Here is a 24,751-nt window from a genome sequence, read left to right as displayed (position 1 = left end):
TCACCCTAATCGGCGAAGACGTCTTCGTTCATTTATATTCTGCTTACTCTGCAAAAAACTGCGGCAAATACGCTTTGTTCTGCTCCAGCATTTCATCCAGCATACGCTGCGCGTCATTCGTTGAATCAACGAGCGGGTGATGCGCGAGTGCCAGCAATGCCGTATCCCTATTGCCGGATACAGCTGCCTCAATAGCCAGCTGCTCATACACTTTCACAGCATGAATGAGTCCTTTCGCTGCCGCTGGCACAATAGCTACAGGCTGCGGAATTGGACCTTCCTTCGTAACGACACAGTTGACTTCAATACAAGCGTCATCCGGCAGAAAGTCCAGCACCCCTTGATTTGGCACGTTTAACGTTTGAATATCACCGCTGTCGTTATACAGCGAGTTCATCAGCTTTACAGCCGCCTCCGAATAATAAGCACCCCCGCGCTGTTCAAGCTGCTTTGGTTTTTCCGACAGATTCGGGTCCTTGTAAATTTCGAACAGCTCATCCTCAAGCCGCTGAACCGTCTCCGCCCGCGTTTCACCTTTGGCAGCCGCTGCTTGCTGCTCGGCCAAGATTTCGCGCTGCAAATAAAAATATTTTAAATAATAGGATGGGATTGCTCGCAATGAACGAAGTAAACTGCCATTCCAAGCGTATTGAGGTACGTTTTTGGCGGAGTACCCGTCTTGGTTATTCAAGAGCTCATCCAGTTTGGATTCACCATTAACTGTAATAGAGCTAATCCAGTGCAGGTGATTAAGCCCAGCGAATTCGCATTGGATTTGCTCTACCGGTACTTGGTACAACGATGACAGCCATTTATATGCTGCTATTGGAGAGTTGCATAGCCCAATTGATTTGATGCGTGAATGCTTATGGATAGCCTCTGTAACCATGCCGGCCGGGTTCGTAAAATTAAGCAGCCATGCATCTGGGCAAAGCTCCTCCATATCCTTACAAATTTCAAGAAGAACAGGAATGGTGCGCAGAGCCTTCATCATCCCGCCTGCACCCGTCGTCTCCTGCCCAATCATATTGTATTTGAGCGGAATAGACTCATCCCAGCCGCGCGCTTCCAATCGGCCGACACGCATTTGCGTCGTTACAAAGTCAGCATCCGCCAGCACCGAGCGTCGATCCAGCGTCAAATCCAGCTTAATAGGCAAGCCTGATTTCTCAATCATGCGTTTGGCAAGCTGACCGACAATAGCCAGCTTATTCCGTCCCTCCGGTATGTCTACCAGCACAATTTCCGTCACAGGAAAGGTCGCATAATTTAATATAAAACCTTCAATCAACTCTGGCGTATAAGAAGATCCTCCGCCAATAACGACTACCTTTAATCGATCACCCATTCTGCTTGCGCCTCCTTCACTGATAAACATTGTTGTAAACAAGCATATACAGACTCTTCAATAGAAGAAGTCGTTTTATCCATAGCTAATAAAATCGCGCCTGCCACAGGCTCCATCGTCAACACGGTCAAGCTGCAATTTGGAGCTGCCCGTTTCACATGCTCCTCCAAATAAGGCGCAACGTAGCGGCTGTCGCCGCGGGTTAGCACACTGCCAACCATAACGAGATCAAATACATCATGATTCATATTCAGCTTCGAAATGACAGCACTCGCCGTCATGCCAAGCTCCTCACCCTGCCTCTTCAGAATGCTGCAAGCTACCTCATCCTTTTGCTCCGCCGCTTCAAACAGCAGCTTCGCAAGCTGGTGAGGAATCATCCTGCCCTGATTCAAGTAGTCGTGGAACATATTTTCAACGGTGTCGTAGCCTAGTTGTTCAAGGGTCAGATCCGTAAGCAAGGTAGCTTGCCCTCTGCCCTCCCATGAGCGTATAACTGAACGAAAAACTTCCACTGCCAGCAAGCTTCCTCCGCCAAAATCACCGAAAGCATAACCGAATCCGCCGCATTGCAAGCTCTCGCCATGGCGATTAACGCCAAAGCTGTTTGTCCCGCTGCCGCATATGACAACAACCCCATCCGGCTGCTTCGTACCGGCTCTCAGACCGATTACCGTATCGCAAACGATCTCGTAGTTTTCAAACCCAAGCTTCGCGATCATCGGCCTTAATATTTCAAAGTCAGCTTCGCGATCTGCTCCCGCCAAACCAAATACTGCATACGCAATCTGCTCCTGTGTTACCTTTGCATGCATCATGGCATGGATAACAGCAGCCTGAATATTGCTTCTAGCAAGTTCTACTCCTAATTGATGATTGCCGCAGCCGCTCTCACTAGCGCCCACAACCCTCCCCATTTCGTCACATACAACAGCGATCGTTTTACTGCCTCCACCATCCACACCCAAATAATATGTCAATTATATTCTCTCCCATGCGAATACTTGGTTTTGGAGGCTATTCTCTTCTCGCCATGCATGCAAACTAATCGCTTAAGCATGAACAATAGAGAATATAGCCTCCAATCCCACTGCTGCAGTTGAAGCCAGCTTGCCTGTAATTAAAACCACTATTTTTTTAATTTGCTTACGTTTTCTTGCCACTTCTCTGTCTTGTATTTCAAAAGCTTCTCATAACCAGCTTGCTGTGCATCGGCTTCAGCCTTATCCAAAATTTGATTAACTTCTGCATCGGAGGATGCATTCATAATCGCTTTCGCTCTCGACTTCTCATAGATGGAGAATACGCTTGAACCAACGATGCCCTCATCTGTATCTCCAGCAGGGTCCAAGTTAACGAACTCTGTCGTATCGAGCTGCGTTTTCCACGTAATTTCCGATTGCCAGTACGTTTCCCAGCTCCGTTTCTCCACAGGCAGCGTAGATTCAAACTTCATCTTCGAGTTGTCTACATATACCGTATTTCCTACCCATTGAAAGTTAACGATTGAAGCCATTAATGCCTCGCGCTCTTCCACGTCATTTACAAACTTATCGGTGAACAATGGCGCTTCATCAGCATCCACTCCATCCCAATAAATCCCCTCTGGTCCCCACATACTAAGGCGCTGTCCTTCTGGACCCGTGAACCAATCCAAAAATGCGAAGATCGCTTCTGGGTTTTTGGCCGCTTTCGTAATGACACTGACGTTCCAGCCTAGCTGCTTGTAATCGCCAGGGAATATTTTGTTTTTATCAAGTCCCGCTTTATGAACCGGCCATGTAATGAAATACCCCGCACTTGGGTCCTTGGCCGCCAATAGCGCATTGCCCTTCGCACCATACTCCGTCGGGCTGGAAGCCGCGTAAACTGCTATTTTTCCCGTTACAATCTTCTGCTCGACCTGCTCTGCCTTTTGCGTAAAGCTATCCTGCGAAATCAGTCTTTCACGGTATAATCTGCTTGCGTATTGAATCGATTCCCGGTAGACAGGATCTGTAAAGATCGATACCAGCTTATCGCCTGACGGTACAGCCATCATTGCATTGTACGTATAAGGACGGTTTTCAGCAAAAGCGGATGCCATAATATCGATACCCGAAGCGCTTTGTCCTACTTCCAGAGGGACTACATCCGGATATTTCTCTTTCACCAGCTTCAAGTAAGCATAAAGATCGTCCGTCGTTTCCAAGCTCGGTTTGCCAAGCTCATCATAGATCTTCTTGTTTACCAAATAACCTGCATTGCCATTAGGCTGCGTCGTATACCAGTTCGGAAACTGATACAGCTTGCCGTCGGAAGAGCGAAGCATATCAAGCGTAGCCTCACCAGCCCATTTCTTTAAATTCGGATATTTATCTAAGTAATCGTCAAAAGCAACAAGCATTCCTTCCGAGCGCAGCTTCTCTACGTCTGCGTTGCGCTCCATCCAGATCACATCAGGCAGCTCTCCCGCTACAATCATCGTGTTGAACTTTTGTTTCGCATTGCCTCCTGAGCTGATTGGCACCACATTTACTTTCTTATTCTCCTTAATCCATTTCGTCGATAAATCGTCGCCCCAAGGAGGCATCGTATACCAATCATAATGGCCGTAAAAAGAAAACTCGAGCGGTTGATCCCCCAGCACAAACGCAGCTTTACTTGAATCCGGCTTGTTGTCGGTTCCTTCCTTTACCCCGGAATTCGCACCATTATTGCTTGAACATCCTGTTAGTGCAAGTACAACGACAAGTGTGATTGACAATGCTGCATGAAAAGCTTTACTGAATTTAGCCATCGCTTAAACTCCCTTCTGCTTGTCTATCTATGGTTAAAGCTGACGCTTTAAACCCTTGGTTATTCCTTCAAAGAACCAACGAGAACACCCTTCACGAAATACTTTTGCACAAAAGGATACACACATAAAATCGGAACGGTCGCCACCATCATGGTTGCCATGGATAACGACTTTGAAGTTACCGCCTTCATTGCACTCATTCGGCCTTGTGCCGCTGAATCCATTTGGGACATTTGTTCCAGCATAATATTGGAGTTCAATATTTGCTGCAGCTTCGTTTGAATCGGCAATAGGTTAATATCTGAAATATAAAGACTCGGTGAAAACCAATCATTCCAGTGATACACCGCCGTGAACAACGAAAGCGTTGCAATGACAGGCCCCGATAGAGGAAGAACAATGCGAAATAGAATACCCCAGTTGCTGGAGCCGTCAATTTGTGCCGATTCCTCGAGTCCATTCGGTATGCCAAGAAAGAAGGTTCGGAAAATGATCATGTTCCATACACTGATAATTCCCGGTATGATCATAACCCAGAACGAATTCATCAAATGAAGTTCACGAATGAGCAGGTAGCTTGGAATTAAGCCGCCGCTAAAGTACATGGTCAACACGCAAAAGATCATGTAATACTTTCGTCCAACTAAATTTCGCTTACTCATTCCGTAAGCAAAAATCGCTGTTGCTGCAATGGATAGGAGCGTACCTATGACCGTACGAAGAATAGAAATAATAAATCCATCTATAAGTCGTTTGTCCTTGAAAACGACCTCATAATTGTCTAGCGAGAAGACGCGCGGCCAAAATGTAATTCCACCGAGCATCGTATCGGTTCCCGCATTAAAGGAAATCACTGCAGCATTCCAGAATGGATAGAAGGCTGTGAAGCCTAACACAAACAATAGAAAATAGTTGACTGCCATAAATGTTTTGTCGCCAAAGGATAATTTCATCGTTTCGCCGCCCTTTCTCTCTTTACCACAAGCTGTTGCCTGATCGGCGAGCCAAATAGTTTGCTCCTGCTAATAAGCCGACGCTAATAATTGCTTTGAATAGACCGGCAGCCGTTGCATAAGAGAAACGGGAATTTTGAATACCCAGCCTATACACATAAGTATCGATAACATCACTTACGTCGCGCAGCACCGGGTTTCCAGCTAGCAGCAAAATATCTTCAAATCCGGCATTCAACAGGTTGCCAATTGCTAATATCGAGAACACAACAACAACGGGCATAATCGATGGAATCGTAATCGTAACAATTTGTCTCACTCTGCTGGCTCCATCAATTGAAGCCGCCTCATACAAATGCGGGTTAATGCCTGCAATAGCAGCTAAATAAACGATAGAAGCAAATCCAATTTCCTTCCAAACACCGGTTGTGACAAGGATCGCCCAGAAATACTCCGGCAAGGATAAGAAATTGATTGGCTCTTTAATGAGATTCACGGATTCCAGCAGCATATTTAAGCTTCCGTTATCGGTGGATAACATCGATATAACGAAGCCCGATACGATAACCCATGACAAGAAATGAGGCAAATAGCTAACCGTCTGAATAATTCGTTTAAACGTACGGTTATTAATCTCATTCAGCATCAGTGCCAATACGATTGGCGCTGGAAATCCAATACCCAGCTTCAGCAAACTGATGACGAGTGTATTTCGCATAACCACCCAAAACTCAGGAGCATTAAAAAACATTTCAAAATGTTTAAACCCTACCCACGGACTGTGCATGAACCCTTTGAAAATGCTGTAATCCTGAAAAGACATCAGCACCCCATACATGGGAATGTAGTTAAAGACAAAAATGAAGAGCAACGCTGGTATAACCATGAGCTGAATATCCCATTGTTTGATAAAGCGTTTCGTCTGCCCGGGCTGCTTGTACACATGCTGTTTGGTTTGTAGATCTGTTCGCAGCATGCTCCCCCCCTTTTTTCTAATGTTAGTTAAAGTAACATAAATGCGTTATCCATTCGTCATGTGTTTATTTTATCTTTTCCGCTGTGTTGATTCTCCTCTTAAACGATTGATAACTAACACTATCTTACTGTTTCCATATGATTTAGCCTCTTGCGATTTTCGGGCAGGAGCCAATGTGCTTCTTAAATAAACGGTTGAAATTAGATAAGCTGCGAAAACCGCATTCCAGTGCGATTTCTGTAATTTTCATATCGCTGGTTTCGAGCAGCATGACGGCATGCTCTAAGCGAATATGAATCAAATAAAGCAGCGGAGGCGTCCCTACTGTACGCCGGAAAATATCGCTAAAACGGGAGGGGCTTAAGTAAACAAGTCCTGCGAGTTCCTCAAGCGTCCATGGATATGCAAAGTTTTTTTGCATGTCGTAAATGACCTTGCGCATTTTGTCCAGCTGCCTTGCGCCGATGCTGTCCTTTCCCCGATTTAACCCCTCTCTGCGGAAGTAACGATTTACGCATGCATGAAAGCGGATTAAATTTGAATAAACCAAAGAACCGTAAGAGGTTTGCTCCTGATCATGCTCATCCTGAATTTCAAGAAGCAGGCTTCTAAGCTCGTTCATATGAGGCTCATTGCGGTCCAGCAAATTAGTGAAATGGACCCCCATTTCCTTATAGGGATGCAAAATTTCTGAATCATAACGGACAATATTTAGCAGCCAAGACGCATCAAAGCAGATCACTTGCATGACCAAATCCTTCGTTTCGTAAGCGCAGTGCAAATCATTCGAGTTAATAAGCAAAATATCACCCTCTTGAAACTCAAACGTTTGCCCGTTAATGATGTAATAGCCGGTTCCTGATTTAATTAAATTGATTTCAAGCACATCATGCCAATGAAGCTTCTGATAGGTCGCGTTGACGCCTATCGTTTCCAATACTTGAATGGGATAATGCTTAGCCAATATGAGCTTTTCTTTCGGAATATCCATATTTAACAACTCTGTCATAAAAACCACTCCTCAGCATGAAAATGAGCTTCACAAAGCATGTAAATGACATAAAACTAACATAAGATTAAACAATTAAAAACCTTTTTTTATTCATGTTACAAGATTTGCAACCGAATAACCTCACATAAAAGATACATATTTACAAAATAAAAATACCTCATTCCCCTTATATTTAAAGGAATGAGGTATTTTCTATATTGACAACGATAATTACATAATAACTTAAGCTCGCGGAAGGGTAACGGTAACCGTTGTTCCAACTGCCCGCTTGCTTTGAATAGCGATACTGCCTTGATGCAAAGCCACCAATTTCTGCACGATAGAGAGTCCAAGCCCGCTGCCTGAAGTAGCATCATTGCGAGCTTTGTCCGCCTTATAGAAACGGTCAAAAATGAATGGGAGATCATCCTCTGATATGCCTGTTCCCTGATCTTCGATGACAACAGTAATGACGTCGCTCTCCACTATTTTAATGCTGATCGGCCTTCCTGCATCCGAAAACTTAATGCTATTGGCAATCAGGTTTAACCACACCTCATAGAGCAATTCTTGATCAGCATGGATCGTCGTATCCGGCAGCTCAAGCTCCAAATACAAATTTTTCTCCGACCATTGCCACTCGAGTGTAATTAACAGCTGGCGCAGCTGTTCGTCTAATCGAAAGTTTGTCTTATGGAGCGGCTTATTATCCTTGTCGAGCGCAGCAAGTGTTAGAAGCTGCTTGCTCATGCGGGATAGACGTTTGCTTTCTTTTTCTATAATGGCCATATAGCTATCCGTCTGCTCCGGCGTCGTTTCCTTATCGAGCACAGCCCGGGCTAATCCCTGCATAGATGTAAGCGGCGTCTGAAATTCATGCGAGACATTCGCCACAAATTCTTGCCGCATCTGATCCAGCTGCTTAATCGCCACCGACATCACCGAGAAGTTGCGTGCCAGCTCGCCGATCTCATCCTTGCGCGAGAGCTGCAGCCCCGCTTCAAAATCACCTGCAACGATCTTTTTCGTTGCTCTCGTAAGCTCATTGACTGGCTTCACAATGAGGCGTGATAAGAACACAATTAACAGCAAGCTGATGACGAAGGTAGCACCGATCAATATCGCTGCAATAATACGTATTTCGCCAATTTGCTGCTGCAAGTCAGGGCGGATAAACAGCGCTGCATACCCATCCTGCGTCTGAACTCTCATACCCGCTGTGTTCAAAACACTATTTTTGAAATAAGAGAACAGCTCCAGCCGTCCCTTCTGCTCCTCCAGCCCCCGATAAATAGCTCCGTCCAGCACCGATTGYATTTGCTGCTCGCTCAGCTTTCCATGCTTGAACGGCGAGCCGTAGGCTTGTCCTTGCAAATGGTCATGAACCAAATAAATTTGAAAGCCAAGTGCTGCAATATGTGTCAGATAGCTATCCAGATCCATTTGCGGATTTTGCTCATATTGGGTGCTGATGTTTTGAGCGATCGCGATCATTTTTTGCTCATTGCTGGATTGCTGATTATTTTGATAGTACAGCCCCGTAAATAGCAAGCCTAGAATGAGGCTAATCATAGCAACCATCACAAACGTGAACACAATTCGAACATACAGCGACTTCATCCCTCATGCACCTCCAGCTTATAGCCGAGACCCCTGATCGTTGTTATCGTGAAATCGTCCTGACAATCCGCGAAGCGCTCGCGCAGCCTTTTAATATGAACATCAACCGTGCGGCTGTCTCCTTTAAAATCCGCGCTCCAGATGAGCTGAATAAGCTGTTCCCGTGTATAAATGCGGCCTGGGTGGCTTGCAAGCTGTGACAGCAGCTCAAATTCCCGCAGCGGCAGGGTAATCACTTCATCACCTATTTTAATTTCATAGCCTCTTCGATCAATGGAGACGTTCCCGAGCTTAATAACCTCAGAGGATACAAGGCGATAGCGGCGCAGCAGCGCTTTTATACGAAACAAAAGCTCCTTTGGCTCAAACGGCTTAACTAAATAATCGTCCGTCCCGGAGTCAAACCCCTGCTCCTTGTCCTCCATCTCCGCTCTTGCAGTCAGCATCATAACGGGAATGTCATAATGCTCTCTGATTTCGCGGCACAGCTCGTACCCATTTTTACCGGGCATCATAATATCGACGACAGCAAGATGCACCTGTTCATTCTCAAGCAAGATGGACGCTGCTTGTCCATTTTCCGCTTCGAGAACGACATAGCCGTCTTTGCCCAAAACAAAACGCAAAAGTTCCCGGATGGAAGGATCATCATCTACAATTAACACATGCATTCTCATTGGCTTGCTCCCTACAAATGATCATATTTATCATAGCTGTTTCCATTATACTCCTCCATGCACGCGAAGCGAAAACACCTGTATTCGAGAGCAGCAAACGCATCTCCTACAGGTGTCTTTTCACCTATCTCTAAGACCCGAATCATTTTAATATCTAACCGAACCCGTGCCTATTCTTGCCGCAATGCCGAGCTGTTCGGAACCACTTCCCCCATCCCACCAAACGTCCCTAACGTTTAAGCCGCGCAAGTATTCATAATCTGGATGTACCACAATATCCTGCAAGTAGGCAGATATAGAGGCATTCTCATAGCGCATGCGATTCAGCGCATTAATAATATCTTGGCCGGATTCAATGCCGATGCCATGGCCGAAATACAAATCATCATCCAGCATGATGACATTCTCCCCTTGCCATTCGGGTGTATCGGGATCATGATCAGGGTTCTTGAAATAGAGCGCGTCGCCAGGGTAGGCTTCATTTTTATCATAGGTAGTTATTAAGCTTAAATCACGGTCGTATTGCCAGTCTCTTAAAAACAGGTTTTTAAAATAAGCGTTGAACACGGCATCGCCAACCGTATCAAGCACTGCTTTATAAAAGATAATGATAATAGCGCCTGCGCATTCAAAGCCGTACAAATGTCCATTTTCAAAAATATCGTTAATGCCAACCGAAGGCAGTACGCCTCCCTTTAGCTGAAAGCCGCCGTTTTCCGTACGCGTCCAGTATTGCTCATTGCATTTTGACCCTGCAAAGGTCGCAAAGCTCACTCCACTGGCATATAGCGCTTTGGCTGCTTCAACCGTATGCATGCGCGTTTTCAGCTCAAATTCGAGCGCATCAACCGATGGATAGCGATAGACAACCTGGCTCTTCTGCTTCTCTTGCAGTATTTTTCGTTCAATCTCCGATAACGTCAAAGGATTAATCGAAAACGTAGGACTACCCGCAACAAGTATCACCTTAGTTTTCCTCCATTTCATTCCAAATCGATTAGGTTATTGTACGTATAAATTGAAAAAATGTGAGTATGGATGCGGAATAGGGACGCTGCAAATGTTGTCGAATACACAATCAATCTTCTGTTCATTGTCAGATCATGGTATAATTTGGTCATTATCTTGAAAGAAGGTAATTAAGCCTATGAGCTATTATTTCAACATTTGCTCTACTGCCAAGTATCAAGAGGCCTACATCACTTTTTTGCTGGAACATTTCGTGCAGCTAAACCTGCCTTATTCCTTTCCTGTCTCTCTCAGCTACCTTTCAAGCCCGCTGTTTATGGAGAAAGAATCTATATTATTACGCAATCCCGATGATGAAATCATAGGCGCAATTGGGTACATACACGGTACCGGAGATCAAAACTATGAAAATGAGCATATCGTTCAGATTCAGACGGTTTTTATTAAGGAAAGCTATCGAAGCACCCGATTGTTTCTCCAAGCTTCACAGTTTCTCGCTCAATACTTAGCGCAGTTGAAACAGCCTGTTACAGAGCTTCGGTTCTGGATACCCGCACAGCCGAATCTTCAGCGCCTTTGCGCGAAGTCAGCCAGGAAAGTGGCGGTTCAGGATTCGGATCATGGCGTTATTGAAGAGTATGTTATGGAGTTCACCCATTGGCACGATGATGTGATGAAATACCCTCATGAAATTTATTTTTAAGCTCAGAAGGAGCACAATCCGTCATGGTATTTATTGTTCTTAAGCATTTAGCAGGCTATATGCGTGCCTACAAGCCTCTGGCTATATTTTTTTTCGTTACGCTATTTTTGGATCTCATCTTCATTTCATTAGCTCCATTGAGCTTTCAATTTCTAATCGACAAAGCCATCCTTCCCAAGGACCTGCATGCCTTTTCTCTTATCATCATCATTCTGGCGGCTAGCGGCATCTTCTGCCTCAGCGCTGGCGTTTTCAGCGATTATGCTCTTGCCAAGCTGAGTGCAAGGGTGCAGCAGGATTTGCGCAAACAATTATTTGAGCATATGCAGCAAGTGAACCTCGCTTTCTTCCAGAAGACGCGCTCAAGTGAGTTGCTCTCCTATTTCACAGTCGATCTTCCTGCCATTGAGCGAGCAATGAACGCAATTCTGACGGTAGGAATACAATCTTTTTCCGTTGTAGTCATTAGCACCGCGGTTTTATTTTATTTGCAGTGGAGTATGGCACTAGCTATATTGTTTGGGGCAGCCCTTATTTTTGCCGGTCCTTACTTGCTGGGCGCTCGCGCTCAAGCCATTAACGTCGCTCATAAGGAGCAACTCGATCATTTAACAGGCGACATACAGGAAAACATTAGAGCGCAAAAAGTAGTCAAAGGTTTTAATCTCCAGCAGGCGATGACACATAAATTTGTGGGCAGACTGCAAACGATGTATCTCATTCACTATCGAAAAAATGTGATTAACGCTCAGCTGGAGCGAATTCCGCTGATCAGCTTACTCCTGATCAATTTATCCATTATTGGGCTTGGCTCTTATCTCGCACTTCACGGGCATATTACGATCGGGGCTTTGGTTGCCTTTTTCACGATGTATACTTCAATGGGAAATTCCGTTTTTAATTTAACCGCAACGATTCCAGTCTTCACGGATGCTTCCGTCAGCATCGAGCGAATGAATAAGCTGCTGCAAGCGCCTAAGGAAACAACGGGTAAAGCACTTATGACGAGCCCCCTAAATCATTTGCCGGATATTCGCTTTTCAGACGTTTCCTTTCGCTATAACGAGGAGCAGGAAGCACTGAAAAAGATTAATTTACATATTAAAGCTGGAACAACGGCTGCATTCGTAGGCTCTAGCGGCTCTGGCAAGAGCACGCTCGTACAGCTGGTGCTGGGCTTCTATGACCCGAGTGCAGGTCAACTCGAAATCAATAGTATTCCCATGCAGGAACTAAGTCGAAGCTCTTACCGAGATCAGCTCGGGGTTGTATTTCAAGATAACTTTCTCTTTCGAGGTTCCATTATGGACAATATTCGCATCAGCAAACCAACGGCAACGAGGGAAGAAATCATAGAAGCTGCCAAACAAGCTGAAATTCATGTGTTCATCATGACGCTGCCAAATGGTTACGATACGCTGGTGCTGGATGATGGGTCTAATTTGTCTGGAGGACAGCGGCAGCGGCTCGCCATTGCTCGCGCGATATTAAAAGATCCCCAACTATTATTGTTGGATGAAGCTACCTCTGCGCTAGACCCGATAGCTGAGGCATCTATTAACCGTACATTTAGGGATTTGTCACGCAATCGAACCGTAATAACCGTTACGCATCGTTTATCTTCTATAACAGGTGCAGATTGCATTTTTGTGTTTGATAAAGGTGAGCTGGTCGACATTGGGACTCACGAGGAAATGCTTGCACGCGGAGGCTATTATAAAGAATTATGGGAAAAGCAGAATGGTATGCTGATTTCAAATAGCGGGCAGGAAGCTGATATTGATGAGGAAAGGCTCGCAAAGCTTCCTTTCTTTCAAGGTATTGATAACGAAGTACTGAAAGAAATTAGAAGTCTGTTCAACACGGAGACATTTAGCGCAGGCCAACCTGTCATTCATGCCGGAGATCAGGGTGAGAAATTTTACTTAATTGCACGCGGCCGGGTTGAAGTATCACGCAAGGACGCAAATGCGATTGATGGAAAGCTTCGACTTGCCATATTAGAGGACGGAGACCATTTTGGTGAAATTGCTTTGCTTAACAATGTGCCGCGTACAGCCGATATCACAGCCATTACGCCTTGCGTGTTCCTTACCTTGCAGCGGAAAGGGCTTCATTATGTGTTATCTAAACATCCTGAAATCAATAATCGAGTCAGGCAAACGCTGAAGGAACGAAAATAGAAGGAGGTTGCTTATCGATGCTTGCGCAGTACCGCGTTTGTAAGAATGATGCTGATTTAGCACAGTATGCCCTATATTTCATCAGGCATCGCACCGATTTCAGCAGCAAGTTTTCGCTTCCGGATACCTTATATCATATTTTACAGTCTCTACAGCAATCCAAAGTAATGCTAATCCTAAGCCTAGAGGGCGACACGATTGGATGGGCGCATTATAGATATTTGTCTACGGAATATGAGCCTGTTCGCGAAGGGGAAATTGCTTTCGTAGATTCCGTCATTATAAACGACGCCTATCGAAGCGGCCGATTGTTCATTAACGGCTTTCGTTTTCTAGCAAACCATATCGCCGCTGAGAATCCGAAGGTCAGGACATTTGAATTTCACGCGCTTGCAAGCCATGCCTATCTGAACAGACTTTATTCCAAATTTGCGACTATAGTAGGACAAAGAGATGGGTACCATGAAATAGAAAATGCCTATTCCACTGATTTCAACCAACTTCTTCACTACTTAAATCGAACAAAAAATGACAATTGACGCCACTTTATTCCATATGTTACTGTAAATATATTCTATTATTAAAGGAGGTCTTTACATGTATCCACCAAGAATAAATGCAAACAATAAAACCGACCGCAAACCACTTCAATTTTCAAACCTGCTTAAGCTGAATGAACAAGCTAGAGTAACTACTGCGAAGTAATCGTTATAGGCAGCAAAAGAGCCATCCACCTTTGTAGGTAGACAGCTCTTTTTTTATTGCTTATTAGTTGGACAATCCGCCGCTTGCTGCACCCGCTCCGCTGGAGCTGTACGAATCGGAATATTCCGTGTTTGTTTTATCCCATACATCCTCATATGCTGGATTCCGCTTGAACTCGGCTAACGCATAGGAGCAAGAAGGAATAATCCGTCTCCCCTTCTCCCTAGCCTCTTCTACTACAAAATCAAGCAGCTGCCGCCCCAAATGCTGGCCGCGATAGTCGCCATCCACATAAGTGTGGTCAATGACCCAGGTATCTACGTCGACCATCGTGTAAGTGATCTTACCGATCGTTCCTTTGGTTGTTGTCAGAACGTAGCTGTTGCCTTGCTTTTGTGCCAATATTTCCTCTTCTACTTCGCCATACAAGTCTCTATCTGTATCCATTGTTGCCTGCACCTCCTAGAAAGCTGTTAGTTATAGCTTCTTATGGTCAAGCTATCGGTCTACTACTTCTTACCCCGATAGAGGAACAATGAATCGTATGGGCAATCTATTTGCTATTTTCCGAATAGGAATTAGGCGCATCCTTCACCATGTATAACACTAGTTCATCATCGACACGAACCATGCTGCCGGGCTTCACAATGACATTCTCGTACGAAATTCCTCTACCGTCAGGAATATAACCTCTGCGAGCGTAAATGCGCTGTGCACTGCCATAGCTAGGGTAGAGCCCTACACCGATGCCAACAATTCCGTATTTTTCAAATGCGATCTGCTCAATGCCATCCATCAAAGCATTTCCAATCCCCTTGCGCCGCAAGGCTGGGATCACATCAAAATTGTTTATTTCAGGAATGTTGTTTTGCTGAAAATAGGGATAATACGATTGTGACAGCAGATGCAGCCATCCAGCGAACTGACCCTTGTAGAAAGCGACAAGGGTGACGCGCTGTCCCGTTTTATTTTCTTCCCAGCATCTTGCAATATAATCTAATCGCTTACTAATATCTTGATGTTCAATCGCATGGAAAATGACATTGACATCATTACTTTCCATCGCTCTTATTTGCATGTCTTCACGCATTCGATCATCCCCTTACTCTTCTGCTGCTTCCATATTTTCTTCTTCCCATAACAATCTCATTTCCGCTGAAACCGCAAGCAAATGCTGTAGACTGCCTTGCGCTTCTATTTTCCCATTTTTCATGACGATAATATGATCGGCACGTTGCAAAGCGGCTTTGCGGTGGGAAACAATGAGGCATGCCGCATGCGGCGTCTGTTCCACTCGTTCCCAAAGCAGTTTCTCTGTCGTCACATCCAGCGCACTCGATAAGTCGTCAAATACGAGCAGCTCCGGCTCACGAACGAACATGCGGGCAGCCGCTGTACGTTGTGCTTGACCGCCAGACAGCTTCACGCCGCGTTGTCCAATCATCGTTTCGAGTCCATGCTCAAGCTGCAAAATATCTTTGTCCAGCACAGCGGTGTGAATGGCTTTCTGCGTGCGGCTTGGTATATCTGGCATACCAAGCAAAATATTTGTTTCAAGCGTTTCGCTAAACAAATTAGGAACCTGCGAGGTATAGGCGCTGCGCGGCGGAACAAAAAATGAATCCGGATCTGCTACTCGCTCGTCATTCCACCAAATTTCTCCCGCCTGAGGAGGCAGCAGCCCAAGCACAGAGCGGAGCAGCGTTGTTTTGCCAGAACCTATCCGCCCCGTTACAACGGTGAAGCTGCCTCTTGTCAGCTCCAGGCTTATATCTTCAATTCCTCTGCCGGAATCCTTATACCGATAGCTGAGTCCCCTTACTGAAAGCGTACGAAATGGAGCCTCCTCCTGCTCCTTTGAAGCGCGATGGTTTTCAGGAAATGCACCGCCCAGCTGCAATTGGGTATGCTCTGTAAGCTTTTCGGTTGATGCGCCTTGCAGCAGCTGCACCATTCGCTTAAACGAAATGCCTGTTTGCTGCAGCGTAGCTAAAAATCTGCCAAAAAACGCAGTGAAATCGGTCACGAACGTTAAATAATAGACGAATAATGCAAAGTCGCCAACGCTCAGCTCCGAGCGCTGCATAGCAGAAGCGCCCAGCAGCAAAATAAATCCTGTTCCTATATTCACGATATTAGAAAATACCGAATCAAGTATAGAGGTGAATAATCGATCCTTAAGCGCAGCCTGCCTGCGCTGCCCATTCAATAAGCGAAGTCTGTCGATAAACCGTTTTTCCGCGCCAGCAAGTTGAATGGCCTGCACCGAGCTGAACATTTCACCGACCATACCCGTAACTTTGCCCGTCGCATCGCGGCTGGTGGCACGGTAGGCCTGCAGGCGCTTGGAAGCAAGCTGGGTGACTGATACAACGAGTATAAGCGGCAGAAATACATAACAAGTAATGCTGACGTTAACCCGCAGTAAAATGAAGATTGCCGCTGCCGCAAATAACAATTTGCCAATGAAATCAAGCGTCCAGCTGATGGCATCCTCTGCTTGATTGGCATCGTCGCGAAATTGTGTGACGGCTTCGCCTGGCGAGATCGGAATGGCCGCCGCTGCCGGCTGACGCAAGATCCAGCGCAGCATGTTCCACCGAAGCAAAGAGCCCATACTAAAGCGGTGAATCGTATCCGTCAAAGCACCCGCATAAATCGTGACGATTCTCGCAACAGCTACAGCCATTAACAAGATGGCTAGATTTGATGCGCTAAGCGACCAGCTGGCATGACCTGTGAGCGAATCAAAAAATTGCTGAATGATTAAGCCGGGCAGCAACGGGAATAGATGAATGGTTGCCCAAAGGATAGCATTGGCAGAATAGAGAACCGGGCGATAACAAATAAGCCGCCACATGGCTTGCACCGTTGTCATTTCTTTGCTGTTCATACAAGCACCTCCACAGCGCCGGTTTGCAGTAATTGGTATAGCCTTGAGCTTGGATCAGCCGCTAATTGCGATCTATTGCCGGATTCCACAGGCGTTCCTGCATCTAAAATAAGGATGTCATCTGCTCGTTTAATTGTTGCAAGCCGGTGGGCAATAATAATGGCAGTGCGCCCTTCAAGCAGTTTATCGATCGCTCTCTCAATATGCGCTTCCGTAGCAGGATCGAGCCTTGAAGTCGCCTCATCAAGAATGACGAGACCCGGATTAGAGAGAAAAGCACGGGCAAATGCAAGCAGCTGCGCTTCTCCTGCCGACAAACCGCTTCCTCCTGAGGCCAGCTGAGTATCAAGCCCTTCGCCAAGTGAAGCTAACCAGGCACCCAGCCCTAAATCTTCTAATACATCATGCAGCCGCTCATCCGAAATCGTTGGATCGTAAAGCGTGAGATTATCTCGCACGGTCGCTTGAAACAGCTGAATATTTTGAGATACCATCGCGATTCGGCCTCTCAGGTCAGCTAGCGTATAATCCCTAATATCTGTACCGCCCAGCTCAATAGACCCTGCTTTCACATCATAGAAGCGAACAAGCAGTCTGGCCAACGTACTTTTACCGCTTCCCGTTCGTCCAAGCAAACCGAGCACTCTACCGGGTTGAAGATTAAAATCGACATCGTGGAGCACTCGCTCCCCGTCCCCGTCCTCACCTGTGTAAGCGAATGAGACATTCGAAAAGCTTACTGAAAGCGCGCCTTCAGGCATATCAGCCGCTATCTCTTTCTCTTTTAGCTTCGATTCCGTAGCGAATAGCCCGCTAACCCTTATAATACTAGCATCCGCTCGTTGTAAATCTTGAATTTGTGTACGGATTTGCTCAAGCGGATGATTGAGCAGCTCGGTATACGTAAAGACCAAATAAATCGTGCCAAGGCTCATCGAATCCGTTGTCCACAAATATGCGCAATATAATAACGCAAGTGATCGGCCAAGCGTAAATACAAAAATAGTGGATACCCACATCGAATATCCGCCTATGCTTGCTTTCAGCGTAATCGGAAATATTTTGCGGAGCAGTCCATGAAATCGCCTCATCACAAACTCGCTTGCTCCATTTGCACGTGTATCCTCTGTTCCCGCCAAATGCTCGCCAACAAACCCATAAAACTCCGCCTGCACTTCGCTTGATTTCACCCAAAAAGGCGAAAAAGCCGTTCGTATTCGTTGAAGCACGAATATCGTCAATACAACGAACACCGTCATGCCTGCTCCTAAGCGCCAATCCTCGCGAAACATCAACACGAGTACACCAGCTATGAGCAGCAGATTCGCAACCAGCACAAATATGAAATTGGAGAAAAAATGCGACAGCTCATTCACATCGCCATCGATCCGCTGAATTAATTCACCGCTCGTTCTCTCCTTATGAAAGCTCTGATCGAGGTGCAAGCAATGCTTCGCCAAATCACCTCTTAGCTCATTCGTTGCTGTCCAGCCGACTTGTTCTCCAATATAGCCTGAGGAAACGCTAGCGAGTTGATGCAGTAGCGCAACTGTAATAAACAGCAAAGCGCTGCCGATAAGATCATTAATCTGAATGCCAGGCTGCAGCGCGCTATCAATAAAATGCCGTATAATTTGCGGATTCCAAAGCTGCAAACCAATGCTGGCAAGCAGCAGTACAGAGAGCAGAACGAGCTTTTGCCGCTCATGCTTTAAATAAGTGCTTAACAGTCTCCAATATTGTTTAATGGGGATATTCATTTTCGATTGCCTCCAAACACACCATCCATATATTTCATATTTATCTTAAAATGAGGAGAGGACTGGTGGCAAGGTAAAGAACAGTTATAGCCGCTTAGCACAGAAAACGATTATTAAAGGTTATAACGGGTAAGGGGCTAAAGAGGAAGCGAAAGGATTCCGCCGTTTCTATCTGAGGATGTAGATTCAAGCGGCTACTAACAAGAAAAAGCTAACGCTTTAAATACGCGTCAGCTTTTTGTTTACTGCTATTTTTGCATATAATCACACAAATCCAGTCTTATCCCTTTAACAAACCAGCCTTGATTAATCCGTTGCGAATCCCCTGATCATCCACATGCGTTGTTACATAATCTGCGAATGGCAGCAGGTCTGGATGCGAGTTGCCCATTGCGATGCCTAGGCCCACTGTCTCCAGCATTTCAATATCATTCAAGCCATCGCCAAAAGCGACCGCATCGGCAGTCGTATAGCCGAGTTTCTCGAGCAATGCCTCAATCCCTTGAGCTTTGGAGCCGCCTGCGGGAAGAACATCAATCGCTTGAGGGTGCCAGCGAATAAGCTTCAGCTCGTCATGCAGTCCATCATATAGATGCTCGTCATGGCTCTCACAGTGTAGAAATACTTGGAAGATATCATCCGTTTTCCAAAATTCCGGGTTATAGCCTGGCAGATCTACCTTTAATGAATTTACCGAATCTATAATAAAGGGATGATCCTCTTTGTCCGCAAAAAAGTTATGCTCCCCTTCAAATACGAGTCCATGATTATGCTCAGCTGCAACCTTTACAAGTCGCTCCAAACGGCCTTTTTCGATCTCTCGTCTATATAGAGGAGTTCCTTTGTACACAACATATCCGCCGTTTAGACATACGAATGACTCGATGCCAAGCTGCTCAGCAAGCGGCTTTATAAAGTAAGGCGCTCTTCCTGTTGCAATAACCGGCTCCACTCCACTTTCCTTCAGTTCCGCAATAGCTTTGATCGTATCTGCCGGAATTTCCTTATGCTCATTAATCAGCGTGCCATCGATATCAAAAAAAACGATTTTATACCCCATTCTCTGTTCTCTCCTATCCGTAGTCGCAGACGTATGACGCCTGTCCTTTTTATACAGTATAAAGAATTAAGCCATGAAAAGAAATCTTTCGCCTTATTTTGCAAGCTCGACCCGCCATTAAAAGCCTTGCCTCACAGCACGCAGCGTGCAGCATGCAGCATAACATGTAAAATCTAACGGACATAGAATCCGCTATTTCATGAAATATAGGCAAAAGTGGCGGGGTAACGGACATACGATACGCTAATCGGGCGGATTAGGTTGTTAAATGAGCTTTTTAACCCAAATAAGGGCCTATATGTCCGCAAGCTTAGCAATTAATGGGGAATTTCGCAAAATAACGCATCTCATGTCCGTTGACCTTATTGTTGTTAAGAGCTTCGACAAGCGTTTACCGAATTCAACAAAAAGAACCACCAGCAGCTGCTGGTAGTTCTCAATTAATAAAACAAAATGATTGATCTTTTAATGATCAATCATTTTTAGGCTCTGGAGGCTTTCTTGTCAGTCTGGAAATACTTACACTATTCTCTTTTCACATCGATTACCTGGAAACATAAACTGAACTTTTATCGTTTAGTAGGTAATCCCTTACATAAAACGAGGAGGAAATCCAATTGTTTAGAATGGCCTTGTTCATGATGTCCATTATAATAGTTGCTTCGGGCTGTACAGTGGCTGATGATGAACCCAAAAATTACGAGAGCTTTTCCTCGGAAACATATTACATGTGGATCATGTATCACTAACAAATGGATCCTCAGGAGAAAAAAAGTCTGTCCGTGATGCAGTATAAATTAAAGAGTGGCTGCAATCTATACAAGACCTAGAACTTATTCCTTCTTCAGATCAGAGTAAGAAAGATGGTTTTCTTTATTCGATCGATTTGTTTGAAGGTGATGACAAAAAAATGTCTTTTACAACCAACTCTGTTGATGGAAAATACTATATAGCCAGCCCAATACTTACTGACTCTATAAAGGTTTTTTTCGAGAAGCATTAAATTAACACAGCAATTACGAATGAGCCGTTAGAGTTAGTCGTAGATTTAATATCTATATATCTAAAACCATATCGTTACCAACCATAATCCAGTTCCTTGCCCGTCTCAACAAAGGTTTTCAAATTGCTTAGAATCATCCACCACTGACTATCCGTCGTTGGAATCGAAGGATGGTCTTCAGTAAATTGGTCATTAACCAAAATTAGCTTCGTCGTAGCCCCAACCTCTTCTAGCGTAAAAGTGATCCTTGACTCCAACTCTGCATGATTCGACCGATAAGAAGGACCTGGATGCTCCAAAAAGCTAAGTATTTTGCTTGGCTCATATGCTAAAATAGTACCATAAATATGAACGGTTTCATCGCCTTCCGTACCTGGCCCAACATATTTAAGCGATGAGCCTACTTCGAAAGTTGATTCAATAATACAGCCAAAAAATGTTTGACGCGTTCCCTCAGGCGATACGAATGCATCCCATACCTTCTCGGGCGCTGCACCAATATAAAACTCATATTTAAACTCCATGTGTTACACTCCTTTTTCTATTTAAAATGGTTGATGTTTTCTACTCGTAGTATAAAACTATCTGCTAGGATCGTATTGTAAAAACGCGACAAATTGATCAATAGGAGTGATATAGTAATGAACACTATCGACCAAAAACGCAGTTTAGGTATTTTACAGCGGAGTGAGAGCGAGAAAAAATTTCAGCTTTCCCGTTACGCTCCTTCCGATCCTCTCCTTCCATTCATTAAGCATTACTGGATAATAAACTGGGATTTAGAAGGCCATGCTCCTTATTTTCAGGATGTCGTCCCGAATCCTTGCGTCAATCTCGTTATCGAAGACCACCAAAGCGGCATTTATGGCGTTGCCAGTCAAATGTATACGAAAAAAATTGAAGGCAAAGGACGAGTATTCGGCATTAAGTTTCAGCCTGGCGGTTTTTATCCTTTTCTAAACTCGCCTTTAGCAGAGCTTACGGACCAAGCGTTGTCGATTCAGGCTGTTTTGGGGACGGATGCTATCGCGTACGAGCAGCAGCTAAGGTTGGCAGCAGATCCTGCTTGCATGATCACACTTACCGAGGCCTTGCTTCTACGTCATCTCCCGCAGCCGGATGAGTCGATTACACTCGTCAATCAAATCATCACACGAATACACGAAGATCAAGAACTGACCAAGGTAGAGCAGCTATGCGAAACCTTCGATATTAACAAAAGGAAGCTACAGCGCCTATTCAGTCAATATGTCGGAATAACTCCAAAGTGGGTGATTAAGCTGTACCGACTGCAAAATGCGGCGGAAGCGATCGATAAGAGCACTCATTATGATTCACTTAAACTCTCAGCAGAGCTTGGCTATTATGATCAATCACATTTTATTAAGGACTTTAAATCCATTATTGGGAAAACGCCAGATGAATATGCAAAGCGACAAGCTTTGTAGTTTGCCTGCTGCTTAGCCAATTTGACTGAGGCTTGAATGATCCTGTATATTTATAAAAATTAAAAAAATAAGCACGGCTTACGATGGAAGCACCCGTAAGAGAAGGCGTATACCGCCTATCTTGCAGGTGCTTTTTTTGCGTTGTTTGCCCAAAACCAAAGGAGGTTTTATCGATCATGCCATCTGCTTCCAAATTAACTGTAGTTTTGTTTGCGCTCTTGCTTGCGTTTCTCAGTCCAGCTACTATTGCTGCCGCACCGTTTGAATTCAGCGTTACTGCCAAAACAGCTTTTGACAAAATGAAAGGAACCGCGGATAAAGGTACCTCTGCCAAGTTAACGTCTCAATACACGGAATTGCAAGAAATTCAGAAGCTGACCCTTGATTGGGATGTGCGGATAGACAAGCTCCATTACCAAAACGAGGAGACCGTTCTCGCTACTCGCAAGCGGATTAAGGAAGTTGGTGCGGAGAAGCTGGTTCAGCTAGAGGCAGCTGTCGTGCAAACCAAAAAGAAATACGAAGCCCTATTCAACCTTTATGATTCCTTGAATCAACAGCTGAGCCTCGCCAAATCGTTCAAAGATAAATGGCTTACGAATGCGCTGAAGCCGCAGGTCGAAACAACTAAAGCTGCCGTTCAGCTCGCCAAGCTAGATATACGCAGCAAAGAAACGGCGCTTAGAACAGCCAAAGCGAGCACCGCCAAAACGATTAAAGATTTGCGAGAGCTGCTGAGCGGCATCGACCCGCTTAAGGTGAAAATCAAAGCATCCAAGAGCACCATCAGCAGTATAAAGAAACAGTTCACGACGGAGACATCCATTTTGAATCAAGTGTTGAAAAAAGGCGATTCAACAGCAACCTCAAGCTCTTTTACTCGCATGCTCGCTTACACAAAGCAAATTAACGAGCAGAAACAAAAAACATACAACTATGAGCAGCAGACGATGAGCATTATAGCTAAAGTCGACGCGCAAATAGCAGCTATCAAGTAAGTAAAGCACAGCAAAAAAGCGCGTCTCGGCATCCGAAACGCGCTTCCATCTATGATTCGTCATCTTTATACAGTAGGGAGCCATACCTCAACAATAGTACCTACACCAAGCTCGCTGGACAACGATAATCGTCCCCCATGCGACGATACTATTTTATCTACAATCATCATGCCTAAGCCGTTCCCGTCCCGTCTTGTCGTATGGAACGGTTGTCCAATACGCCGCATCACTTCATCCGTCATACCTACGCCGTTATCGATAAATTGAATGCGTTGATAATTGTCAACCACATCGAGCTTAATGTTAACTTCTCCGCCGAAGGGCAGAGCTTCCATGCAATTTTTTAAAATATTTAGAAATACCTGTTTGACTTGATCACGGTCGCATAGAATTTTTGTCTCGCCTACTTTTGCGCTCCGTATTTGAATGCCGTTCATCTCAAATTGAAGCTCGAACACCGATATGACCTCTTGTAAAATAACATCACAATCTTCTTCTTTATACTGAATCGCTTGCGGCCTTCCCAATATTAAATATTCGCCCACAATCGCATTCATCCGCTCCAGCTCTGACATCATCAAGTTATAGTGATGGGGATTCGTCGTTTTGCTGGACAATTGAAGCATGCCTTTTACTGTAGTCATAGGGTTTCGAATCTCATGCGCGATGCTGACGGCTAGCTGGCCTGCAAACACAAGCTTCTCACTATTGCGAAGCAGTTCTTCCGCGATCTTCATTTCCGTAATATCCCGCAAGCTGCCGACAACCCGCGTAAGCTGGCGCTCGCTGTCGTAGATAGGAACCACATCCAGCATGTAGTAGCGCAGCTTCTCTTCAACCAGAATAGATAGCTCAATCCCTACACAGGACTCACTGCGTTTCATAACACGTTCAAAATAAGTACCAATGATGCCGACTTCAAATACACTTGTGCCTAAGCAGCCATTTTTTTCATGATCCGAATTGTTCAATATCGCAGCGCAGTATTTGTTTATTTCTACAATTGCACCCTGCGCATCGGCAATAATGACACCATAATAATCCGTTTCCAGAAGAACCTGATTTAAGATTTGAAGCTGTGTATTGTGTTTACGGAGCAGCAGCTCTCGCTCGATAGAATCAACGATTGTGCATAAAAGTGCAAGCAAATGAGGATGGGCAAACTGAATTTCTGTCATGATCGAAATCGAACCAAGCAGCTGACCGCTGTCCTCCATAAAAAAAGGAGCTGTATAACAAGCTAGCTGATGTAGTACTTTCTGATAATGATCTTCGCCTACGAGCTGAATAGGCAGCTGTTCACGCAAACATAGATCAACCGAGCTCGTACCGATCTCTTCACAGTATCGCACGCCTTCAACAATACCTAGCTGGCGCACCTGATTAATAATAGAAGCATTGCCTCTGAACTCAAGGATATACCCCTCATTGTCTGATATGGCAAGGAAAAAAGGGTCATCTGCAACGGTCGATAAAAATTTTTCAACAAACACGCTGATAACTTCAATCGTTTCTTTATAATGGCCCTGCTGAGCTTTAAGCTCCGCATCCGTAAACCGCTGGGTAAATATAGGCAGTTCATCACGATTAAGTCCATACCGCTCGCATTTTCGATGTGATTCTATGATTAAATCGTTATTTATCATATGGTATACCAATTAACCTTTCCAGGACAGCTAGCTTCC

21 protein-coding genes are annotated in these 24,751 nt (G+C 45.0%); 5 read left to right on the top strand and 16 right to left on the bottom strand.

The features are described 5' to 3' along the window. Positions 1 to 43: 43 nt before the first annotated feature. From AC1DPK_RS14525 to AC1DPK_RS14485, 9 genes are all read right to left on the bottom strand, one after another. A complete protein-coding gene (locus AC1DPK_RS14525) occupies positions 44 to 1,348 on the bottom strand; it encodes a 6-phospho-beta-glucosidase (RefSeq protein WP_477510754.1) in 1,305 nt (434 codons plus the stop codon). Next, positions 1,333 to 2,328 carry an N-acetylglucosamine kinase gene (locus AC1DPK_RS14520; protein ID WP_477510753.1) on the bottom strand — a complete coding sequence of 332 codons (996 nt, stop codon included), beginning with the start codon at positions 2,326 to 2,328 and terminating at the stop codon, positions 1,333 to 1,335. The genes AC1DPK_RS14525 and AC1DPK_RS14520 overlap by 16 nt, the downstream gene beginning before the upstream one ends. Positions 2,329 to 2,477: 149 nt before the next feature. Beyond that, the gene (locus AC1DPK_RS14515; RefSeq protein WP_477510752.1) at positions 2,478 to 4,127 is read right to left on the bottom strand and encodes an extracellular solute-binding protein; all 1,650 of its coding nucleotides are present in this window, start codon (positions 4,125 to 4,127) and stop codon (positions 2,478 to 2,480) included. Positions 4,128 to 4,186: 59 nt separating this feature from the next. Next, the gene (locus AC1DPK_RS14510; RefSeq protein WP_076268524.1) at positions 4,187 to 5,080 is read right to left on the bottom strand and encodes a carbohydrate ABC transporter permease; all 894 of its coding nucleotides are present in this window, start codon (positions 5,078 to 5,080) and stop codon (positions 4,187 to 4,189) included. A 22-nt stretch (positions 5,081 to 5,102) separates the two neighbouring features. Next, positions 5,103 to 6,056, bottom strand: a complete 954-nt coding sequence (locus AC1DPK_RS14505) for an ABC transporter permease (RefSeq protein ID WP_477510751.1) — start codon at positions 6,054 to 6,056, stop codon at positions 5,103 to 5,105. A 142-nt stretch (positions 6,057 to 6,198) separates the two neighbouring features. Then, entirely contained in the window at positions 6,199 to 7,065 is an 867-nt protein-coding gene (locus AC1DPK_RS14500; RefSeq protein WP_076268526.1) for an AraC family transcriptional regulator, read from the bottom strand. 225 nt (positions 7,066 to 7,290) lie between these two features. Then, positions 7,291 to 8,667 carry a sensor histidine kinase gene (locus AC1DPK_RS14495; protein ID WP_477510750.1) on the bottom strand — a complete coding sequence of 459 codons (1,377 nt, stop codon included), beginning with the start codon at positions 8,665 to 8,667 and terminating at the stop codon, positions 7,291 to 7,293. Then, positions 8,664 to 9,344 (bottom strand): response regulator transcription factor, encoded by a 681-nt coding sequence (locus tag AC1DPK_RS14490; protein ID WP_076268528.1) that lies wholly within the window; start codon positions 9,342 to 9,344, stop codon positions 8,664 to 8,666. The genes AC1DPK_RS14495 and AC1DPK_RS14490 overlap by 4 nt, the downstream gene beginning before the upstream one ends. Before the next feature lie 147 nt (positions 9,345 to 9,491). Further along, positions 9,492 to 10,310, bottom strand: a complete 819-nt coding sequence (locus tag AC1DPK_RS14485) for a protein-glutamine gamma-glutamyltransferase (protein WP_477510749.1) — start codon at positions 10,308 to 10,310, stop codon at positions 9,492 to 9,494. A 181-nt stretch (positions 10,311 to 10,491) separates the two neighbouring features. On the opposite strand from AC1DPK_RS14485, the gene AC1DPK_RS14480 reads away from it, so the two are divergent. The 3 genes from AC1DPK_RS14480 to AC1DPK_RS14470 are packed head-to-tail and all read left to right on the top strand — an operon-like array spanning position 10,492 to position 13,738. Next, positions 10,492 to 11,016, top strand: a complete 525-nt coding sequence (locus AC1DPK_RS14480) for a hypothetical protein (protein WP_477510748.1) — start codon at positions 10,492 to 10,494, stop codon at positions 11,014 to 11,016. Between the two features lie 23 nt (positions 11,017 to 11,039). Next, the gene (locus AC1DPK_RS14475; RefSeq protein ID WP_477510747.1) at positions 11,040 to 13,199 is read left to right on the top strand and encodes an ABC transporter transmembrane domain-containing protein; all 2,160 of its coding nucleotides are present in this window, start codon (positions 11,040 to 11,042) and stop codon (positions 13,197 to 13,199) included. Positions 13,200 to 13,216: 17 nt separating this feature from the next. After that, entirely contained in the window at positions 13,217 to 13,738 is a 522-nt protein-coding gene (locus tag AC1DPK_RS14470; RefSeq protein ID WP_339206296.1) for a GNAT family N-acetyltransferase, read from the top strand. Positions 13,739 to 13,967: 229 nt separating this feature from the next. Here the strand turns inward: AC1DPK_RS14470 and AC1DPK_RS14465 are convergent, their stop codons facing one another. The 6 genes from AC1DPK_RS14465 to AC1DPK_RS14440 form a co-directional block, all read right to left on the bottom strand. Then, on the bottom strand, positions 13,968 to 14,351 hold the full coding sequence (locus tag AC1DPK_RS14465) for a GNAT family N-acetyltransferase (protein ID WP_076268532.1): 384 nt from the start codon (positions 14,349 to 14,351) through the stop codon (positions 13,968 to 13,970). 106 nt (positions 14,352 to 14,457) lie between these two features. Continuing rightward, complete coding sequence (locus AC1DPK_RS14460) at positions 14,458 to 14,994, bottom strand: GNAT family N-acetyltransferase (RefSeq protein ID WP_477510746.1); 537 nt, start codon at positions 14,992 to 14,994, stop codon at positions 14,458 to 14,460. Between the two features lie 12 nt (positions 14,995 to 15,006). Then, a complete protein-coding gene (locus tag AC1DPK_RS14455) occupies positions 15,007 to 16,797 on the bottom strand; it encodes an ABC transporter ATP-binding protein (RefSeq protein ID WP_477510745.1) in 1,791 nt (596 codons plus the stop codon). Beyond that, positions 16,794 to 18,557, bottom strand: a complete 1,764-nt coding sequence (locus AC1DPK_RS14450) for an ABC transporter ATP-binding protein (RefSeq protein WP_477510744.1) — start codon at positions 18,555 to 18,557, stop codon at positions 16,794 to 16,796. The genes AC1DPK_RS14455 and AC1DPK_RS14450 overlap by 4 nt, the downstream gene beginning before the upstream one ends. Positions 18,558 to 18,837: 280 nt before the next feature. Then, entirely contained in the window at positions 18,838 to 19,617 is a 780-nt protein-coding gene (locus AC1DPK_RS14445) for a Cof-type HAD-IIB family hydrolase (RefSeq protein ID WP_430055858.1), read from the bottom strand. A 1,077-nt stretch (positions 19,618 to 20,694) separates the two neighbouring features. Beyond that, a complete protein-coding gene (locus tag AC1DPK_RS14440; protein ID WP_477510743.1) occupies positions 20,695 to 21,144 on the bottom strand; it encodes an SRPBCC family protein in 450 nt (149 codons plus the stop codon). A gap of 117 nt (positions 21,145 to 21,261) precedes the next feature. Here AC1DPK_RS14440 and AC1DPK_RS14435 point away from each other — a divergent pair, with 117 nt between their 5' ends. Next, complete coding sequence (locus tag AC1DPK_RS14435; protein WP_477510742.1) at positions 21,262 to 22,068, top strand: DUF6597 domain-containing transcriptional factor; 807 nt, start codon at positions 21,262 to 21,264, stop codon at positions 22,066 to 22,068. A gap of 176 nt (positions 22,069 to 22,244) precedes the next feature. Further along, the gene (locus AC1DPK_RS14430) at positions 22,245 to 23,066 is read left to right on the top strand and encodes a hypothetical protein (RefSeq protein WP_076268540.1); all 822 of its coding nucleotides are present in this window, start codon (positions 22,245 to 22,247) and stop codon (positions 23,064 to 23,066) included. Between the two features lie 65 nt (positions 23,067 to 23,131). Here the strand turns inward: AC1DPK_RS14430 and AC1DPK_RS14425 are convergent, their stop codons facing one another. Further along, entirely contained in the window at positions 23,132 to 24,712 is a 1,581-nt protein-coding gene (locus AC1DPK_RS14425) for an ATP-binding protein (protein WP_430055866.1), read from the bottom strand. Positions 24,713 to 24,751: the final 39 nt, after the last annotated feature.

It is taken from the genome of Paenibacillus sp. 01T424 (assembly GCF_056398745.1).
This window is presented reverse-complemented; position numbering and strand designations above follow the sequence as displayed.

Bases quoted from the DNA above. Each gene is read 5' to 3' on its own strand.
- AC1DPK_RS14525 (WP_477510754.1), bottom strand. From the start codon at position 1,348: ATGGGTGATCGATTAAAGGTAGTCGTTATTGGCGGAGGATCTTCTTAT.
- AC1DPK_RS14515 (WP_477510752.1), bottom strand. From the start codon at position 4,127: ATGGCTAAATTCAGTAAAGCTTTTCATGCAGCATTGTCAATCACACTT.
- AC1DPK_RS14510 (WP_076268524.1), bottom strand. From the start codon at position 5,080: ATGAAATTATCCTTTGGCGACAAAACATTTATGGCAGTCAACTATTTT.
- AC1DPK_RS14505 (WP_477510751.1), bottom strand. From the start codon at position 6,056: ATGCTGCGAACAGATCTACAAACCAAACAGCATGTGTACAAGCAGCCC.
- AC1DPK_RS14500 (WP_076268526.1), bottom strand. From the start codon at position 7,065: ATGACAGAGTTGTTAAATATGGATATTCCGAAAGAAAAGCTCATATTG.
- AC1DPK_RS14490 (WP_076268528.1), bottom strand. From the start codon at position 9,344: ATGAGAATGCATGTGTTAATTGTAGATGATGATCCTTCCATCCGGGAA.
- AC1DPK_RS14480 (WP_477510748.1), top strand. From the start codon at position 10,492: ATGAGCTATTATTTCAACATTTGCTCTACTGCCAAGTATCAAGAGGCC.
- AC1DPK_RS14475 (WP_477510747.1), top strand. From the start codon at position 11,040: ATGGTATTTATTGTTCTTAAGCATTTAGCAGGCTATATGCGTGCCTAC.
- AC1DPK_RS14470 (WP_339206296.1), top strand. From the start codon at position 13,217: ATGCTTGCGCAGTACCGCGTTTGTAAGAATGATGCTGATTTAGCACAG.
- AC1DPK_RS14465 (WP_076268532.1), bottom strand. From the start codon at position 14,351: ATGGATACAGATAGAGACTTGTATGGCGAAGTAGAAGAGGAAATATTG.
- AC1DPK_RS14460 (WP_477510746.1), bottom strand. From the start codon at position 14,994: ATGCGTGAAGACATGCAAATAAGAGCGATGGAAAGTAATGATGTCAAT.
- AC1DPK_RS14455 (WP_477510745.1), bottom strand. From the start codon at position 16,797: ATGAACAGCAAAGAAATGACAACGGTGCAAGCCATGTGGCGGCTTATT.
- AC1DPK_RS14450 (WP_477510744.1), bottom strand. From the start codon at position 18,557: ATGAATATCCCCATTAAACAATATTGGAGACTGTTAAGCACTTATTTA.
- AC1DPK_RS14445 (WP_430055858.1), bottom strand. From the start codon at position 19,617: ATGGGGTATAAAATCGTTTTTTTTGATATCGATGGCACGCTGATTAAT.
- AC1DPK_RS14440 (WP_477510743.1), bottom strand. From the start codon at position 21,144: ATGGAGTTTAAATATGAGTTTTATATTGGTGCAGCGCCCGAGAAGGTA.
- AC1DPK_RS14435 (WP_477510742.1), top strand. From the start codon at position 21,262: ATGAACACTATCGACCAAAAACGCAGTTTAGGTATTTTACAGCGGAGT.
- AC1DPK_RS14430 (WP_076268540.1), top strand. From the start codon at position 22,245: ATGCCATCTGCTTCCAAATTAACTGTAGTTTTGTTTGCGCTCTTGCTT.
- AC1DPK_RS14425 (WP_430055866.1), bottom strand. From the start codon at position 24,712: ATGATAAATAACGATTTAATCATAGAATCACATCGAAAATGCGAGCGG.